The sequence below is a fragment of the Pseudarthrobacter sp. Y6 genome, from assembly GCF_050156205.1.
Taxonomy (GTDB): domain Bacteria; phylum Actinomycetota; class Actinomycetes; order Actinomycetales; family Micrococcaceae; genus Arthrobacter.
The window spans coordinates 291,037-306,220 of record NZ_CP189574.1 but is presented as its reverse complement, the minus strand read 5'-3'; the positions used below and the strand labels follow the sequence as shown (position 1 = coordinate 306,220).

Genomic DNA, 15,184 nt, shown 5'->3' with positions numbered 1-15,184 from the left:
GTCAGGATTCGACGGTTTGAGACAACTAAAGTGAGACAAATCGTGCCACCTTGTCTCACTTTAATTGCACAAAATCGCGTAATCCCGGGGGCGATCTGATTCAACTTGGTTGAGACGGGACACCAGGATCTTGCTGTCCAGGTCCCTGGCCTCGTCCCAGGCCTTGATGTCTTCAGTGACATTGGCCAGGCCGCCGGACGCCACGTAGCTCGCCAGGTCGGTGTTGCCGAATTCGGCGACGTCCGGGGCGCTGGAGGGATCGTTGAAGGCGGCCTTGAAGCGTTCGGCCCGGCTGTCAACGGGGATGTACTGGACGTCGATCTTGGCGCCGCTGTGGGCTGCCTCGAACTCGGCGACGGCCTCGTTGACCACGGCGGACTTTGGGTCCTGGTTGACTTCGGAGAACAGCCACACGCGGACGGTTCCGGTCTGCTCATCCGAGGACGAGACGGCGTTGTCCGAGGTGGGCGGGGCGCAGGATGTCAGTGCGAGGGCGGCCAGGGCGACTGCCGCGGCGGTGCGTGCGATTTTCAAAATTCCTCCATTGGAAAAGTGGGATAACCGGTTGTAATGTGCGGGACGGCCTGGCATTCCGACAGCCAGGACGTTCAGGTGAGGGCTTCGTGAGGGGTTTTTATCTGCCGCGACAGCGCCGCGGCGCCCAGCGCGGCCAGCGGAATGTCCGACGGGAGCAGCTCAAAGCGACCTGGGAGCCCAAGGGACTCGAGAAACTGGGACTTCTCGGCACGGTGTTTGAGTTCGGACCGGATGCCATTCAGCAGGGACGGTCCCAAGGCGGCGAGGCCTCCGCCGATGATGATGCGGTCGGCGCCCGTGGACAGCACGAGGACCTGGATCGCCAGGGCGACGCCGCTGCACAACACCGCAGCCGCTGAGCGGGCCTGTTCGTCGCCGGCGAGCGCTGCCGCGAAGGGATCCCGTCCGCCGCCCGGCGGCGGAGTCCACATCCGGGCGAGCGCAGACCCGGACGCGAGGGTTTCCAGGCAACCCACCTGGCCGCAGACGCAGGGGACGTCCCCACCTACCGGCAGGTGGCCGATTTCGCCCAGCATGCCGTCTGGTCCGCGCAGCACGCTGCCGTTCCGGACGACGCCGGCGGCCAGGCCGGTGCCGAGGTTCAGGTACGCGAGGGTCTCATTCCGACCGGAACCACAGGTCGCCGGTCGATGGGCAGTTCGGGCCGTGAGGGCGCCGTGGGCTCCGAGGGCTGCGGCCTTCACATCGTTCTCGACGGCGACAGGAGATCCGAGCAATTCCTCCAGCTCACCCGCCAGGTTGAGGGTTTCCACGCCCAGATTCACGGCGTGGAGGACCACGCCGGTGGACGGATCCACCAGACCGGGCATGCACGCCCCTATGGAGTCCAGCCGTTCACAACCGGCCTCGGACATGGCGTCCCCGGCCAGGGCTGCGGCCACCCGGACCACTTCGTCCCCGCCGTAGCCGGAAGGTGCGGTGCGAAGGGCCGCCAGCGAGCCGTCGTCGTGCAGTATCACGGCGGCTGTTTTGGTTCCGCCGATATCCAGTCCGAGCCTCATGACGCGGGTCCGGTCAGTATCGGTCCCATCAGGCAACGCCCAACTGGTTCCAGAGCACCAGCACGGAGGTTCCCCGCAGGACGATGTCGGGGGCATCGTCCGCCAGCCGGACGGACACCGGCGCCGGGTCCTGCTTCAGCAGCCGTGAGAGCAAGGTCGCCTCGACAGACTCGAGCAGCTGCCCGTCCAGCAGGTGCGGCGGTCCGCTTAGGACCACCTCCGAGAGGTCGAGGGCGCCGACTACCGGTGCCAGTGCGACGGCGAGCCGTTCGCCCGCTTCACGGAACAAAGCGTCGGCTGCAGCCTCCGGTTCGGGGCTTGCGGCCGCTTCGGCCATCTTCCGCTCCAGGTTGGGGACGGACATCCAGGTTTCCAGGCAGCCGGTCTTTCCGCAGTTGCACATGGCCCCGCCGTCGGTGCCGACAGTGACGTGGCCAATCTCGCCTGCGCCGGAGTGCGCGCCCCGGACACGCCGGCCACCCACGATCAGCCCGGAGCCGACGCCGCGGCCGATCTTCACCAGGATCATGTCGTCACTGCCGTCCCCGAAGGTGCACTCCGCGTGGACAGCGGCGTCGGCGTCGTTGGACACCAGCACCGGCAGGCCAGTGTGCTGCTGCAGCAGGTCCCGGAGACGCACGTTCTTCCAGCCCAGGTTGGAGGCCTCGACTACGACGCCATCAGGGTTGACGATGCCCGGGGTTCCGATGCCGATGCCCAGGAGCGGGGCGGTGGCCAGCTCCACGGCGTCGGCGGCGAGCCGGAGGACCTGGCTGACCACGGCGTCGCCAGTTTCCGGTCCGATGGAACGCTCGAGCCGGTCCACGATGTTGCCGTCAAGGTCCAGCACGGCGGCGCGCAGTACGCCGTTTTCCGCCAGGTCCATACCGATGATCTGCAGCCCGCGGCGGTTGAGGTCCACCAGGATGGCCGGTTTGCCCGGGCGGCCCTTCTCGGACTGGCCCAGCTCCACCACGTGGCCGCGTTCCATCAGATCGGCGACGAGGTCCGAAACGGTCACGCGGGTCAGGCCGAGAGCCCGTGAAAGATCCGCACGGCTCATGGGGCCGGAGGAGTGCAGGGTCTGGCGCACCAGTGAAAGGTTGCGTGCGCGGCCATCGGAGGGAAGGATGCCACTAGCCGAGCCGGCTGTGCGAACACCTGGAGATTCGTTCATGAATGTTAGTAAACTATACTAACATTCAATAAGCAATGGTTTCTTTGGCCTGATACTCGGACTCGATACTGACCGGGTGGGCCGCCGCGACTGACCGCCCTTCCACAGGAGCTTTCCGTGAAACTTGAAATTGCCGTGGTCAGTGCCGAGGGTGCGGGGATTGCCGCCGCTGAGGGTGCCGACCGGATCGAGCTGTGCAGCAGCCTGGAGCTCGGCGGCATCACGCCGTCCCAGGGCCTGATGGAGGCGGCCGCGGAACAGGTTGACGGCAGGCTGGAGATTCATCCGCTCATCCGCTGCCGACCCGGAGATTTCAGCTACTCCTCCGCTGAGCTGGACACCATGGAGCGCGAGATCCGCAGCCTGCTGATTCAGGGGGCACACGGGGTGGTGCTTGGGGCACTCAGGCCCGGCGGGGAACTGGATATTCCCGCCACGCGCCGCCTCGCTGAGTCCGCGCGGAACTCAAACCCGCTGGCGCAGCTTACGTTCCACCGCGCCATCGATCAGACCCCTGATGCAGTGGCAGCCGTGGACGTACTGGTGGACCTCGGCTTCACCCGGGTTCTGAGCTCCGGCCAGTCCGCGTCAGTGCACGAAGGCTTGGACACGCTCGCGCGGATGGCCCGGCGGTCTGCCGGACGCCTTCAGGTGATGGCCGGCGGAGGGCTCAGGATTGCCGACATTCCGGCCGTAAAGCGTTCCGGGACGGACGCCGTGCACCTGTCCGCTAAGCAGAAAGCGTCCCCCGCAGCACCCCGCGCTTTCTCACTGGGCGCCTGGAATGGAACCGATCCAATGGCGTATTACGTGACGGACGCGGCGGTGGTGCAGGCGGCCCGTGTGGCGTGCGGCTGAAGTCGAGCCGGCAAGTGCACCTGTCATCGCGATGGTGGATAGCCTTAGGGCATGACGGGCAAGCTACAGGTACGACGTGGAAGTCCTTCATCTGCTCGTGTCACCGGCGATCGCTTACTTCAGCCGCGCACGCGAAGGGGCGGTCGACGTCCCCGCCACAGACGCCGCCCAGGGGTCAAGACACCGCTAACCGCCGCCACCGTTCGTGTTGATCTAAAAGCCGCCATGGATGGCCAACGGTGAACTGCTCCCACGGTCCTGTCAGCATTCCCCTTCACATCATTCAGGACCAGCAAATTCGGATACAGGGGGCCGCCACTTACCTGGCGGAGGACTTCGATGATGCCGTCGCCATGATTCGTCGGGGCCTGGTTAAGCCTCGGGACTTCATCACAGCCACATTCCCGCTTAATCGCGCCGCCGAAGCTTTTGCCGCCGCCGTCTCGGGCCAACACATAAAGGTGCTTGTGACGTCAGTGACTTAAACTCACGGTCCTGAACGGCTCCGACGCCGCTATCCGCTGTGGCCGTCGCCCGAAGATCGCGTGAACGAGGTAAAAACGGCCTCAGCCGGTAGGCACAGCGCGACTGTGTAACAGGGGCTGCCATCAGGCAGCTCCTGTGGGGGAATTGCACTATATGGCGGCGGCATATTGCTCTGGCACTGCGTAACGCGGGGAATGCACCGGCGGTGCGCTGAATAGTTGGCCTGACGTCCTCCGGTCCATTGACATGGAACAACGACGCATTGGTGTACATTGCAGTCCGCGAACGCCCCGGATGCCGGCAGCGTCGTCAACGAACTGGACGAAGCCGCGCCGAGTTTTCCGAGTGCGGTAAGCAGCCATCCAGTGGTTATTGGCACCATACAACCTGTCCTTCTCTAAGTTGGGGCTCCGCGACAGCGTGGTCCAGCCCAATACTAGCAATATCTACCGATATCTATCGATATCTATCGTTTTGCTATAGTTGTATATATTTGGCTAGTCATTCGTAGAGGTGAGGCTGCATGGACCCTGTATCGAATCCCTACTCGCCCGGAGCAGGACGAAAACCGGCGGCCCTTGTCGGACGCGACCAGCCCCGCCGGGATTGGCAGGTTGCCATCGAACGTGTTGAAGCAGGTAGGACGGCTCAGCCTTTCGTTCTTTACGGGTTGAGGGGGGTGGGCAAGACAGTTCTGCTCTCGGATTTCCGCCGGTCCGCGAGCGACCGGGACTGGCTGGTCGCACAAGTCGAAGCGGGCGCCGGCAAGGCACTGCGCGGGGCGCTGGGAGAAGCCCTTCACGCGCCTCTTGCCGATCTGGCACGCCCGTCGGCCGGGCGCCGACTACTCAAGGCCTTGAAGACAGCCGTCAGCTTCAAAGCATCTTATGACCAGAGCGGAACCTGGAACTTCGGTCTGGACCTTGCAGGAGCCTCCGGTGGAGGAGCGGACACTGGCGTCCTCGAAACCGACCTCCGCAAGCTCATCCACGACCTGGCATTAGCTGCAGAGGAGGAGAACGTCGGCCTGGCCATCCTGATCGACGAAGCTCAGGATCTTGATCAGGCCGAACTAGTAGCGCTTTGCGCCATCGCCCACGCCGCCGCCCAAGATGACTGGCGTGTACTTTTCGCCTTTGCCGGCCTGCCGAGCCTGCCCAGAGTCCTCGCGGAAGCGAAATCCTATGCCGAACGGTTCAACTACGAAAAAATCGAGGAACTCCGCGGACCCGTCGCCTCGGAAGCATTGACGAAGCCCGCAGCCGAGGATGGGGTCGAGTGGGACGACTCCGCCGTCGCTCTAATCGTCAACGAAAGCGCTGGCTACCCGTACTTCCTGCAACAATTCGGACAGGACACGTGGAACGCCGCCACCGGCGTGAGCATCACATACGAGGACGCCCGCGTCGGTGCAGCTAACGGCCGGGCAGGCCCTGGACAGCGGATTCTTCCGCGCCCGATGGGACCGGGCAACCCGAGCCGAACAGAACTACCTCAGGGCCATGGCCGAAGACAGCGACAAAGGTAGCTCATCCGGGGAAATAGCAGCGCGCCTGGGACGTAGTCCGGCAAGTTTCGGCCCGATTCGCGCAAACCTGATCGCGAAGGGCCTCGTCTACGCTCCCGAACATGGAGTCATCGCCTTCACTGTCCCGGGAATGGCGTCCTTCATCAAACGCCAATCCAATTGAGCGTTGAGCTGCCGTGAGATGACAGGACACCACGACGTTCTCATCTCCGAACTTGCTCCTCCAACACAGCCGGCATGGACTCGCTAGGGCGGGGAATGCTAGCCTTAACTCGGCTGCGCTCATGTCCTATCATACTATCAACTTTACATAAGGCTCCTTATCGGCACTGCGGACCCATCGGCCCAAGCAGGGGTCCCCGGTAGCGCCCACGGTGTCCGTCTGGCCTGCCGCACGTTGGCGCTGTCAAGATCAATGAGTCCCGCCGACACCAGGTCAGTGCCTCCCGCGGCCGCCTTCCCGATCGACGTGCTGAGTCGCACGCCCTTCATTGCCCAGCGACGAGCTCTTCTGGAAGCGAATACGCCCAACATTGATACGCAGGGTGCCAGTAGAAGTGATCCTTTTGCAGAATCTGCAGAATTGGACTCTGTGATACCGCGTCACCCGTCCGGGTACCTGGACCCTTGAAGTCCGCCCCGCTACAGGGATCTGGGCCTATTCGAGGACTCGCTGGGCCGACGCCCGGATAGAAACGTCTACGAGTTTGGGGTGCCGTGTCGGCTGTTAATTCCGCGAATTTTCGAGGTTTCCTTGACATGGGTGCGGGCAGCGATCATCAGATCTCGAAAAGCTCGATCCCCGGGCCGCGGCTCAACCGACCGGGACGCTTTACAGCACCTTGCGGATGGTTTCCTCAAAGCTGGTGACGTGATGCAAGGCGAGCTCGCCTGCCTTCTCGGCGTCGCCCTCAGCGACCGCCTTGAGCAACTCCACGTGCTCCGTGATGTGGCCGCTGACCGAGGGAACCTTGTCCAGGACCAGGCACCAGATACGCGTCGCGAGGTTGTCGTAGCGGATCAACGTGTCTTCCAAATGGGGGTTGGCAGCCGCCCTGTAGATCAGCCGATGCACAGTCAGGTCATACCGCATGAGGTCCCGGGACTCCGCGGCGCTGGGATCCAGGGTCGCAATGGTGGCAGCGACGTCCAGGAGCTCCTGCCGCATCGCGCTGCTGGCCCTTTTGGCCGCCCGGCGCGCCGCCAGCGGCTCCAGCAATTCCCGGATCTCCGAGACATCCGCCAGCTCGGTGAAGTCCACATTGGTGGCAAAAGTTCCGCGCCGCGGATAGGAAACCACCAGGTGGTCCACCTCCAGCCGCTTGATCGCCTCGCGCACTGGGGTCCGGCCGAAGCCAAGCTCGGCCGCCAGCTGCCCGTCGTTGATGGGTTCACCGGGCCGGATCTCCAGCATGATCAGCTTGTCGCGCAGCTGCCGGTAAGCGGCCTCCGCCTGGGACGGCGCTTCGTCCTCGGCGGGAGGCATGACAGGAAGTGCTTTCAAGGCGGCCGCTCCGTTCTTCTCTACTAAGGTTCCGACTTACAAGCGGAAGCTCCGTGCCACTTTGCTTCCAGCTATTGACTCTCGTGTGACCTCAATCATACCATTGACCTCACACTGATATATCAGTCATCACAACAGTGGTATTTCAAAGGAGCATCCGTGGTTGAGCAGTTGAACGAGCGACTTTCCGCAGTCGATCCCGAGGTCCAGCAGGCCATTAATAATGAGCTGGGCCGCCAGCAGTCAACTCTGGAGATGATTGCCTCGGAGAATTTCGCCCCGTCCGCCGTGATGGAGGCGCAGGGCTCGGTCCTGACGAACAAGTACGCCGAGGGCTACCCCGGCAAGCGCTACTACGGCGGCTGCGAACACGTTGACGTGATCGAGCAGCTGGCCATCGACCGGGTCAAGGCACTGTTCGGCGCGGAATTCGCCAATGTCCAGCCGCACTCGGGCGCGCAGGCGAACGCCGCCGCCATGTTCGCCCTGCTGAACCCGGGCGACACCATCATGGGTCTGGACCTTGCACATGGAGGCCACCTCACCCACGGCATGCGCATCAACTTCTCCGGCAAGCTCTACAACGTGGTCCCGTACCACGTGAGCAAAGACGATCATCTGGTGGACATGGCCGAGGTCGAGGCGCTGGCCCTGGAACACCGCCCGAAGCTGATCGTCGCCGGCTGGTCCGCCTACTCCCGCCAGCTGGACTTCGCCGAGTTCCGTCGGATCGCCGACCTCGTGGACGCCTACCTCATGGTGGACATGGCGCACTTCGCCGGCCTGGTGGCCGCAGGGCTGCACCCCAACCCGGTGCCCTACGCCGACGTCGTCACCACCACCACGCACAAGACCCTCGGCGGCCCCCGCGGCGGAGTCATCCTCGCCAAGGAAAAGTACGCCCGCAAGATCAACAGCGCCGTATTCCCCGGCCAGCAGGGCGGCCCGCTGGAGCACGTCATCGCGGCCAAGGCCGTGGCTTTCAAACTCGCCGGCACCCCCGAATTCAAGGAACGCCAGGAACGCGTCCTGCAGGGATCCAAGCTGCTCGCCGAGAGGCTCCTCCGCGACGACGTGGCCGCGGCAGGCATCTCCGTGGTCAACGGCGGCACCGACGTGCACCTGGTCCTCGTGGACCTGCGGAACTCGGAGCTGGACGGCCAGCAGGCCGAGGACGCCCTGCACCGGATCGGCATCACGGTCAACCGGAACGCCGTTCCGTTCGACCCCCGCCCGCCGATGGTGTCCTCCGGCCTCCGGATCGGCACACCTGCCCTCGCCACCCGCGGCTTCGGCGCCGTGGAATTCACCGAGGTAGCGGACATCATCGCGACGGCGCTCATCGCCGCGGCCGGTAACGGCACCAACACCGACCCCGGGGACGGCACCGGCAGCAGTGCATCCCTCAGCGACGACACCGCCGTCGAACTCCGCGCCCGGGTCACCGCCCTGGCCGACCAGTTCCCGCTTTACGCGCATCTTTCCCAGGACGACAGCGGCGCCGAGATCGCCGCATTCGAAACAGCAATGATTGGAGCAGCCCAGTGAGCACGGACCAGCTTCCGGAACACCCGGATTTCCTCTGGCGGAACCCGGAGCCTAAGTCCTCCTACGACGCCGTGATTGTGGGCGGCGGCGGGCACGGCCTGGCCACCGCCTACTTCCTGGCGAAGAACCACGGCATGACCAACATTGCCGTCCTGGAAAAGGGCTGGCTGGCCGGCGGCAACATGGCCCGGAACACCACCATCATCCGTTCCAACTACCTCTGGGACGAGAGCGCGGCCATCTACGAGCACGCCCTCAAGCTCTGGGAGATCCTGCCGGAGGAGCTCGAGTACGACTTCCTGTTCAGCCAGCGCGGCGTCATGAACCTCGCCCACACCCTGGGCGACGTCCGCGAAAGCATCCGCCGAGTGGGCGCCAACAAGCTCAACGGCGTGGACGCTGAATGGCTGGACCCGGCCCAGGTCAAGGAACTCTGCCCCATCCTGAACATCAGCGACAACATCCGCTACCCCGTCATGGGCGCCACGTACCAGCCGCGCGCGGGCATCGCCAAGCACGACCATGTGGCCTGGGCCTTCGCCCGCAAGTGCGACGAGCTGGGCGTGGACATCATCCAGAACTGCGAAGTCACCGGCTTCCTCAAGGACGGCAACCGGGTGGTGGGCGTCAAGACCAACCGCGGCACCATCAACACCGAAAAGGTGGGCCTGTGCGCCGCCGGGCACAGCTCGGTCCTGGCGGAGATGGCCGGCTTCCGGCTCCCCATCCAGTCGCACCCGCTCCAGGCGCTGGTCTCCGAACTGCACGAGCCCGTGCACCCCACGGTGGTCATGTCCAACCACGTGCACGTCTACGTCTCCCAGGCCCACAAGGGCGAGCTGGTCATGGGCGCCGGCGTGGACTCCTACAACGGCTACGGCCAGCGCGGTTCCTTCCACGTGATCGAGCACCAGATGGCCGCCGCCGTCGAACTGTTCCCCATTTTCGCCCGGGCGCACGTGCTGCGGACCTGGGGCGGGATCGTGGACACCACGCTGGATGCCTCGCCGATCGTGGGCCTCTCCCCGGTGGAGAACATGTTCGTGAACTGCGGCTGGGGCACCGGCGGCTTCAAGGGAACCCCCGCGGCGGGACTGACGTTCGCGCACACCATCGCCACCGGGACCCCGCACCAACTGAACCAGCCGTTTGCGCTGGAACGCTTCGAAACCGGTGCCCTGATCGATGAACACGGCGCAGCCGCCGTCGCCCACTAGCCGTCGTCCCCTAGAAAGAAGACGCACATGCTGCTTATTTCCTGCCCCAACTGCGGCTCGCGCGACGAGACCGAGTTCCACTACGGCGGCCAGGCCCACGTGCCCTACCCGGAAAACCCCACCGGGCTGAACGACCGCGAATGGGCCGAGTTCCTGTTCTACCGCGACAACACCAAGGGCGCCTTCGCCGAGCGCTGGCTGCACAGCACCGGCTGCCGCCAGTGGTTCAACATGCTCCGCGACACCGTCACGTACGACATCCAGGCCATTTATCCGATGGGTACGCCCCGGCCGGCAACGGCCGCTGCAACCAGCATCACCGCCCCGGAAGGAGCAACCAAGTGACTTCCCAGAACGCCCGCCTCGCCGCCGGCGGACGCATCGACCGCACCATCTCCTGGCGCTTCACTGTGGACGGCGAGGAATTCACCGGACACCCCGGCGACACGCTCGCCTCCGCCCTGCTCGCCAATGGCAGGATCGCCGCCGGTAATTCGCTCTACGAGGACCGGCCCCGCGGCATCATGTCCGCCGGGGTGGAGGAAGCCAACGCACTGGTCAGGATCGAAGCACGGTTCCCGGGCCACGTGGCCGAGTCCATGCTCCCCGCCACCACCGTCACCCTGGTGGACGGCCTGAAAGCGGACCTGCTCAACGGGCTGGGCCGCCTGGACCCTGAGGAAGACCGCGCCGAATACGACAAGAAGTACGTGCACACCGACGTCCTGGTGATCGGCGGCGGCCCCGCCGGCCTGGCCGCCGCCCGCGAAGCCGTCCGCACCGGTGCCCGCGTGATGCTGATGGACGACCAGCCCGAACTGGGCGGCTCGCTCCTGTCCGGATCCACTGCGCCCGGACTGGCCGAGGCCATCGAAGGCATGCCCGCTCTGGAGTGGGTGGCTGACGTCGAAGCCGAACTCATTTCCGGAGCCGAAAGCACCGTCCTGAACCGCACCACGGCCTTCGGCGCCTACGATGCCAACTACGTCATCGCGGTCCAGAACCGCACCGACCACCTGTCCAGCCCGGCCGCCCCCGGCGTTTCCCGGCAGCGGATTTGGCACGTGCGTGCTAATCAGGTGGTGCTGGCTCCCGGCGCCCACGAACGGCCCCTGGTCTTCGAGAACAACGACCGCCCCGGCATCATGCTCGCCTCGGCCGTCCGCAGCTACCTCAACCGCTACGCCGTGGCCGCCGGGCAGCGCGTGGTCATCAGCACCACCAACGACAGCGCCTACGCCCTCGCCGCGGACCTGCGCGCCGCCGGCGTCAGGGTTCAGGCCGTGGTGGACGCCCGTCCAGCGCTGAGTGCGGTGGCTGCTGCCGCCGTCGAAGCCGGCACCCGGGTGCTGATCGGCAGCGCGGTGGCCAACACCGCCCCCGGTGTCAGCGCCGATGGCCGGCTGGAGGGCGTCACCGTCCGCAGCATCAACGACGACGGCGAACTCACCTCCGGCGTCGAACAGATCGCCTGCGACCTGCTGGCAGTCTCCGGCGGCTGGAGCCCGCTTGTCCACCTCCACTCGCAGCGGCAGGGCAAGCTGCGCTGGGACGAGGACCTGGCAGCGTTCGTGCCGAGCACCGTGGTCCCCAACCAGCAGAATGCCGGTTCCGGCCGCGGCAGCTTTGAACTCGAGGACTGCCTGGCCGAGGGCATCGCCGCCGGAGCGGCGGCCGCCATTGCGGCGGGCTTCACGCCTGAAAATTCTGACGGAGTCGTCGTTCCTCTCGTCCTCGGTGAGCCGACAGCTTCAGCCCCGACCCGCCAGCTCTGGCTGGTCCCCGGACAGACGGGCACGCCGGACGACTGGCACCACCACTTCGTCGACTTCCAGCGCGACCAGTCCGTGGCCGACGTCCTGCGCTCCACCGGGGCCGGGATGCGGTCCGTGGAGCACATCAAGCGCTACACCTCCATCAGCACCGCCAACGACCAGGGCAAAACCTCCGGCGTCAACGCGATCGGCGTCATCGCCGCCGCCCTCCGCCAGGCCGGCGAAGCGTCCCGCGGCATCGGCGACATCGGCACCACCACCTACCGGGCACCGTTCACCCCGGTGGCGTTCGCGGCCCTCGCCGGACGCCAGCGCGGAGAACTGTTCGACCCCGCCCGCGTGACCTCCATCCACCCGTGGCACGTCGCGCAGGGGGCACTGTTCGAGGACGTGGGGCAGTGGAAGCGGCCCTGGTATTACCCGCAGGACGGGGAGGCGATGGATGAAGCGGTGCTCCGCGAGTGCGCCGCCGTCCGCGACTCCGTGGGTTTCATGGACGCCACCACCCTCGGCAAGATCGAAATCCGGGGCAAGGACGCCGGCGAGTTCCTCAACCGGATCTACACCAACGCGTTCAAGAAGCTCGCACCGGGGTCCGCCCGCTACGGCGTGATGTGCATGGCGGACGGCATGATTTTCGACGACGGCGTGACCCTTCGCCTCGATGAGGACCGGTTCTTCATGACCACCACCACCGGCGGCGCAGCGAAGGTGCTGGACTGGCTGGAGGAATGGCTGCAGACCGAATGGCCGGAACTGGACGTGCACTGCACCTCGGTGACCGAACAGTGGTCCACCATTGCCGTCGTCGGGCCCAAATCCCGGGCGGTGCTGGCCAAACTGGCGCCGGACCTGGCAGCTGGCGGCGGGCTGGAAGCAGAGGCCTTCCCGTTCATGACGTTCCGCGAAACCACCCTCGCCTCCGGCGTCCGGGCGCGGGTCTGCCGGATTTCCTTCTCCGGCGAACTGGCCTACGAGATCAACGTGCCCGCCTGGTACGGGCTGAACACCTGGGAAGCCGTGGCCGCGGCAGGGGCCGAATTCAACATCACCCCCTACGGCACCGAAACCATGCACGTCCTCCGCGCCGAGAAGGGCTACCCGATCGTTGGGCAGGACACCGACGGGACAGTTACCCCGCAGGACGCGGGGATGGAATGGGTGGTGTCGAAGGCCAAGGACTTCATCGGCAAGCGCTCCTACGCCCGGGCCGATGCCCAGCGCGCGGACCGCAAGCACCTGGTCAGCGTCCTGCCCGTCGACGGGACGTTCCGGTTGCCCGAAGGCACCCAGCTCGTGGAGAAGGGGATCACCACGAACCCCGCCTACGGCCCCGTGCCCATGCAGGGCTTCGTGACCTCGAGCTACCACAGCGCCGCGTTGGGCAGGTCCTTCGCGCTGGCACTGATCAAGAATGGCCGCAACCGCATCGGCGAGACCCTCGTGGCCGCCGCCGGCGACCAGCTGGTTGACGTTGTTGTGGCAGAAACCGTACTTTTTGACCCCGAAGGGACCCGCAAAGATGGCTAACACAGCAGCAATCAATGGCATCAATGGACTCCGGGACATCCGCCGCAGCCCGGCCTCCCACCTGGCCGCTGCCCTGGAGGCCGGTTCCATCCAGGGGACGGTGGTCCTGAAAGAGGGCCCGTTCCAGACCATGGCGGGCGTCCGCGTGGACCCCCGCTCCGAGGAAGGCGCACGGATCGCCGCCGTTGCAGGCAGCCTGCCGGCACGCTGCGGCGACGTGGGCGGCACGGACCGCGTCACCGTCCTCTGGCTGGGACCATCCGAGTTCCTGGTGGTGGCACCGGAAGAGGCCCACGATTCCCTGGGCGGTGACCTCATCGGCTCCCTCGTGGCCGCGCTGGGCGAGGCTCCGGGCCAGGTGGTGGACCTCTCCGCGAACCGCACCACGTTCGAGCTTTCCGGCCCGCGGGCCCGTGCGGCCCTGGAAAAGGGCTGCGCCCTGGACCTGCACCCGCGCAGCTTCACCGTGGGAACCGCCCTGTCCACGGAGATCGGCAACATCCCGGTGGTCCTGCAGAAAACCGGCGAGGAGAGCTTCCGGCTCTTCCCCCGGGCCTCGTTCGCGGACTTCCTGGGCCGGTGGCTCCTGGACGCCATGAGGGAGTTCGCTTCCCCCGAGGTGCCCTGATGGCGCTCAGCGCCCTGGACCTGTTCTCCGTTGGCATCGGGCCCTCGTCGTCACACACGGTGGGCCCGATGCGGGCGGCCAAGCTTTTCGCCGACGGACTCAAAGGCGGCGGACACCTGAGCTCCACCACCCGGGTCCAGGCCGAACTGTTCGGCTCCCTCGGTGCCACCGGCCGGGGCCACGGCTCCGACAAGGCCGTGGTGCTGGGCCTGCAGGGCTTGGACCCGGAAACCGTGGACACCGCCACGGCCGACGACCAGGTGGCCGCCGCCGCGCTCGACGCCGAACTCAGGATCTGCGGGGACCACCGGGTGGACTTCAACTGGGACGAGGACGTGGTGCTGCACCGCCGCAAGTCCCTGCCCGCCCACCCCAACGGTATGACCTTCCGGGCGCTGGACCACACCGGCGCCGTCCTCAACGAACGCAGCTACTATTCCATCGGCGGCGGCTTTGTGGTGGACGGGGATGCCGACGCCGGCGACCGGGTGGTGGCCGACGCCACCGTCCTCCCCTACCCCTTCACCACCGCCGACGAACTCCTGGCCATCTGCAGCCGCGAAGGCATGTCCATCTCCGACGTGATGCTCGCCAACGAGCTGGTGTGGCGCAGCGAAGCGGAACTCCGCGAAAAGCTGCTGGCACTCTGGGCCGTGATGCGCGAATGCGTGGACAACGGCTGCGCCGCGGAAGGGATCCTTCCCGGCGGCCTGAACGTCAGGCGGCGGGCGCCGTCGTTGTTCCAGACCCTGACCGCGGACACCGGCGTCACCGACCCGTTCCGGGCGATGGAATGGGTGAACCTGTTCGCCCTTGCCGTCAACGAGGAGAACGCCGCCGGCGGGCGAATCGTCACGGCACCCACCAACGGCGCGGCCGGCATCGTCCCGGCGGTGCTGCACTACTACATCAAGTTTGTTCCGGGAGCCAACGACGACGGGGTGGTCCGCTTCCTGCTGGCCGCGGCCGCCGTCGGAATCCTGTTCAAGATCAACGCCTCCATTTCCGGCGCCGAAGTGGGCTGCCAGGGCGAGGTGGGCTCGGCCTGTTCCATGGCGGCCGCGGGCCTGTGTGAGGTCCTCGGCGGCACGCCGGAGCAGGTGGAAAACGCCGCCGAAGTGGGCATCGAACACAACCTCGGCCTGACCTGCGATCCGGTGGGCGGGCTGGTGCAGATCCCCTGCATCGAACGGAACGCCATCGCCAGCGTGAAAGCCATCAATGCCGCCCGCCTTTCCCTCCACGGGGACGGCAGCCACAAGGTGTCGCTGGATAAGGCCATCAAAACCATGCGTGAGACAGGAGCGGACATGAAAACCAAATATAAGGAGACCTCCCGCGGAGGCCTCGCCGTCAACGTGATCGAGTGCTAGC

At 66.0% G+C, this 15,184-nt stretch carries 12 protein-coding genes and 1 pseudogene; 9 read left to right on the top strand and 4 right to left on the bottom strand.

Annotated elements, in window-relative coordinates; genetic code table 11:
* Positions 1-60 precede the first annotated feature (60 nt).
* The 3 genes from ACQCSW_RS01470 to ACQCSW_RS01460 all read right to left on the bottom strand — a co-directional run bounded on the left by ACQCSW_RS01470 (position 61) and on the right by ACQCSW_RS01460 (position 2,736).
* Positions 61-534 carry an extracellular solute-binding protein gene (locus ACQCSW_RS01470; RefSeq protein WP_426989189.1) on the bottom strand — a complete coding sequence of 158 codons (474 nt, stop codon included), beginning with the start codon at positions 532-534 and terminating at the stop codon, positions 61-63.
* Between the two features lie 74 nt (positions 535-608).
* Positions 609-1,559, bottom strand: coding sequence for an ROK family protein (locus tag ACQCSW_RS01465; protein WP_426989188.1), 951 nt, complete (start codon positions 1,557-1,559; stop codon positions 609-611).
* A gap of 28 nt (positions 1,560-1,587) precedes the next feature.
* Positions 1,588-2,736 carry an ROK family protein gene (locus tag ACQCSW_RS01460; RefSeq protein ID WP_426989187.1) on the bottom strand — a complete coding sequence of 383 codons (1,149 nt, stop codon included), beginning with the start codon at positions 2,734-2,736 and terminating at the stop codon, positions 1,588-1,590.
* A gap of 117 nt (positions 2,737-2,853) precedes the next feature.
* Here ACQCSW_RS01460 and ACQCSW_RS01455 point away from each other — a divergent pair, with 117 nt between their 5' ends.
* From ACQCSW_RS01455 to ACQCSW_RS01445, 3 genes and pseudogenes are all read left to right on the top strand, one after another.
* Positions 2,854-3,594, top strand: coding sequence for a copper homeostasis protein CutC (locus tag ACQCSW_RS01455; protein WP_426989186.1), 741 nt, complete (start codon positions 2,854-2,856; stop codon positions 3,592-3,594).
* 76 nt (positions 3,595-3,670) lie between these two features.
* A pseudogene (locus ACQCSW_RS01450) lies at positions 3,671-3,760 on the top strand (molybdenum cofactor biosysynthesis protein); the annotation flags it as partial.
* An 843-nt stretch (positions 3,761-4,603) separates the two neighbouring features.
* Entirely contained in the window at positions 4,604-5,608 is a 1,005-nt protein-coding gene (locus ACQCSW_RS01445; RefSeq protein WP_426989185.1) for an ATP-binding protein, read from the top strand.
* 832 nt (positions 5,609-6,440) lie between these two features.
* Here the strand turns inward: ACQCSW_RS01445 and ACQCSW_RS01440 are convergent.
* Positions 6,441-7,112, bottom strand: coding sequence for a GntR family transcriptional regulator (locus tag ACQCSW_RS01440; protein WP_426989184.1), 672 nt, complete (start codon positions 7,110-7,112; stop codon positions 6,441-6,443).
* A 159-nt stretch (positions 7,113-7,271) separates the two neighbouring features.
* Here ACQCSW_RS01440 and glyA point away from each other — a divergent pair, with 159 nt between their 5' ends.
* Genes glyA through ACQCSW_RS01410 form a run of 6 tightly spaced genes read left to right on the top strand, consistent with a single transcriptional unit; the run spans position 7,272 to position 15,183 of the window.
* Positions 7,272-8,660, top strand: coding sequence for a serine hydroxymethyltransferase (glyA, locus tag ACQCSW_RS01435; protein ID WP_426989183.1), 1,389 nt, complete (start codon positions 7,272-7,274; stop codon positions 8,658-8,660).
* Positions 8,657-9,877 carry a sarcosine oxidase subunit beta family protein gene (locus tag ACQCSW_RS01430; RefSeq protein ID WP_426989182.1) on the top strand — a complete coding sequence of 407 codons (1,221 nt, stop codon included), beginning with the start codon at positions 8,657-8,659 and terminating at the stop codon, positions 9,875-9,877. Before glyA ends, ACQCSW_RS01430 begins: the two co-directional genes overlap by 4 nt.
* A 27-nt stretch (positions 9,878-9,904) precedes the next feature.
* A complete protein-coding gene (locus ACQCSW_RS01425) occupies positions 9,905-10,222 on the top strand; it encodes a sarcosine oxidase subunit delta (protein WP_426989181.1) in 318 nt (105 codons plus the stop codon).
* On the top strand, positions 10,219-13,182 hold the full coding sequence (locus tag ACQCSW_RS01420; RefSeq protein ID WP_426989180.1) for a sarcosine oxidase subunit alpha family protein: 2,964 nt from the start codon (positions 10,219-10,221) through the stop codon (positions 13,180-13,182). The genes ACQCSW_RS01425 and ACQCSW_RS01420 overlap by 4 nt, the downstream gene beginning before the upstream one ends.
* Positions 13,175-13,810 carry a sarcosine oxidase subunit gamma gene (locus tag ACQCSW_RS01415; RefSeq protein ID WP_426989179.1) on the top strand — a complete coding sequence of 212 codons (636 nt, stop codon included), beginning with the start codon at positions 13,175-13,177 and terminating at the stop codon, positions 13,808-13,810. The genes ACQCSW_RS01420 and ACQCSW_RS01415 overlap by 8 nt, the downstream gene beginning before the upstream one ends.
* Positions 13,810-15,183, top strand: coding sequence for an L-serine ammonia-lyase (locus ACQCSW_RS01410; RefSeq protein ID WP_426989178.1), 1,374 nt, complete (start codon positions 13,810-13,812; stop codon positions 15,181-15,183). Before ACQCSW_RS01415 ends, ACQCSW_RS01410 begins: the two co-directional genes overlap by 1 nt.
* Position 15,184 lies beyond the last annotated feature (1 nt).

What these genes read in the sequence shown, in the direction of transcription:
- ACQCSW_RS01410 (WP_426989178.1), top strand. Translation starts at nt 13,810, where the DNA reads ATGGCGCTCAGCGCCCTGGACCTGTTCTCCGTTGGCATCGGGCCCTCG.
- ACQCSW_RS01425 (WP_426989181.1), top strand. Translation starts at nt 9,905, where the DNA reads ATGCTGCTTATTTCCTGCCCCAACTGCGGCTCGCGCGACGAGACCGAG.
- ACQCSW_RS01415 (WP_426989179.1), top strand. Translation starts at nt 13,175, where the DNA reads ATGGCTAACACAGCAGCAATCAATGGCATCAATGGACTCCGGGACATC.
- ACQCSW_RS01460 (WP_426989187.1), bottom strand. Translation starts at nt 2,736, where the DNA reads ATGAACGAATCTCCAGGTGTTCGCACAGCCGGCTCGGCTAGTGGCATC.
- ACQCSW_RS01465 (WP_426989188.1), bottom strand. Translation starts at nt 1,559, where the DNA reads ATGAGGCTCGGACTGGATATCGGCGGAACCAAAACAGCCGCCGTGATA.
- ACQCSW_RS01445 (WP_426989185.1), top strand. Translation starts at nt 4,604, where the DNA reads ATGGACCCTGTATCGAATCCCTACTCGCCCGGAGCAGGACGAAAACCG.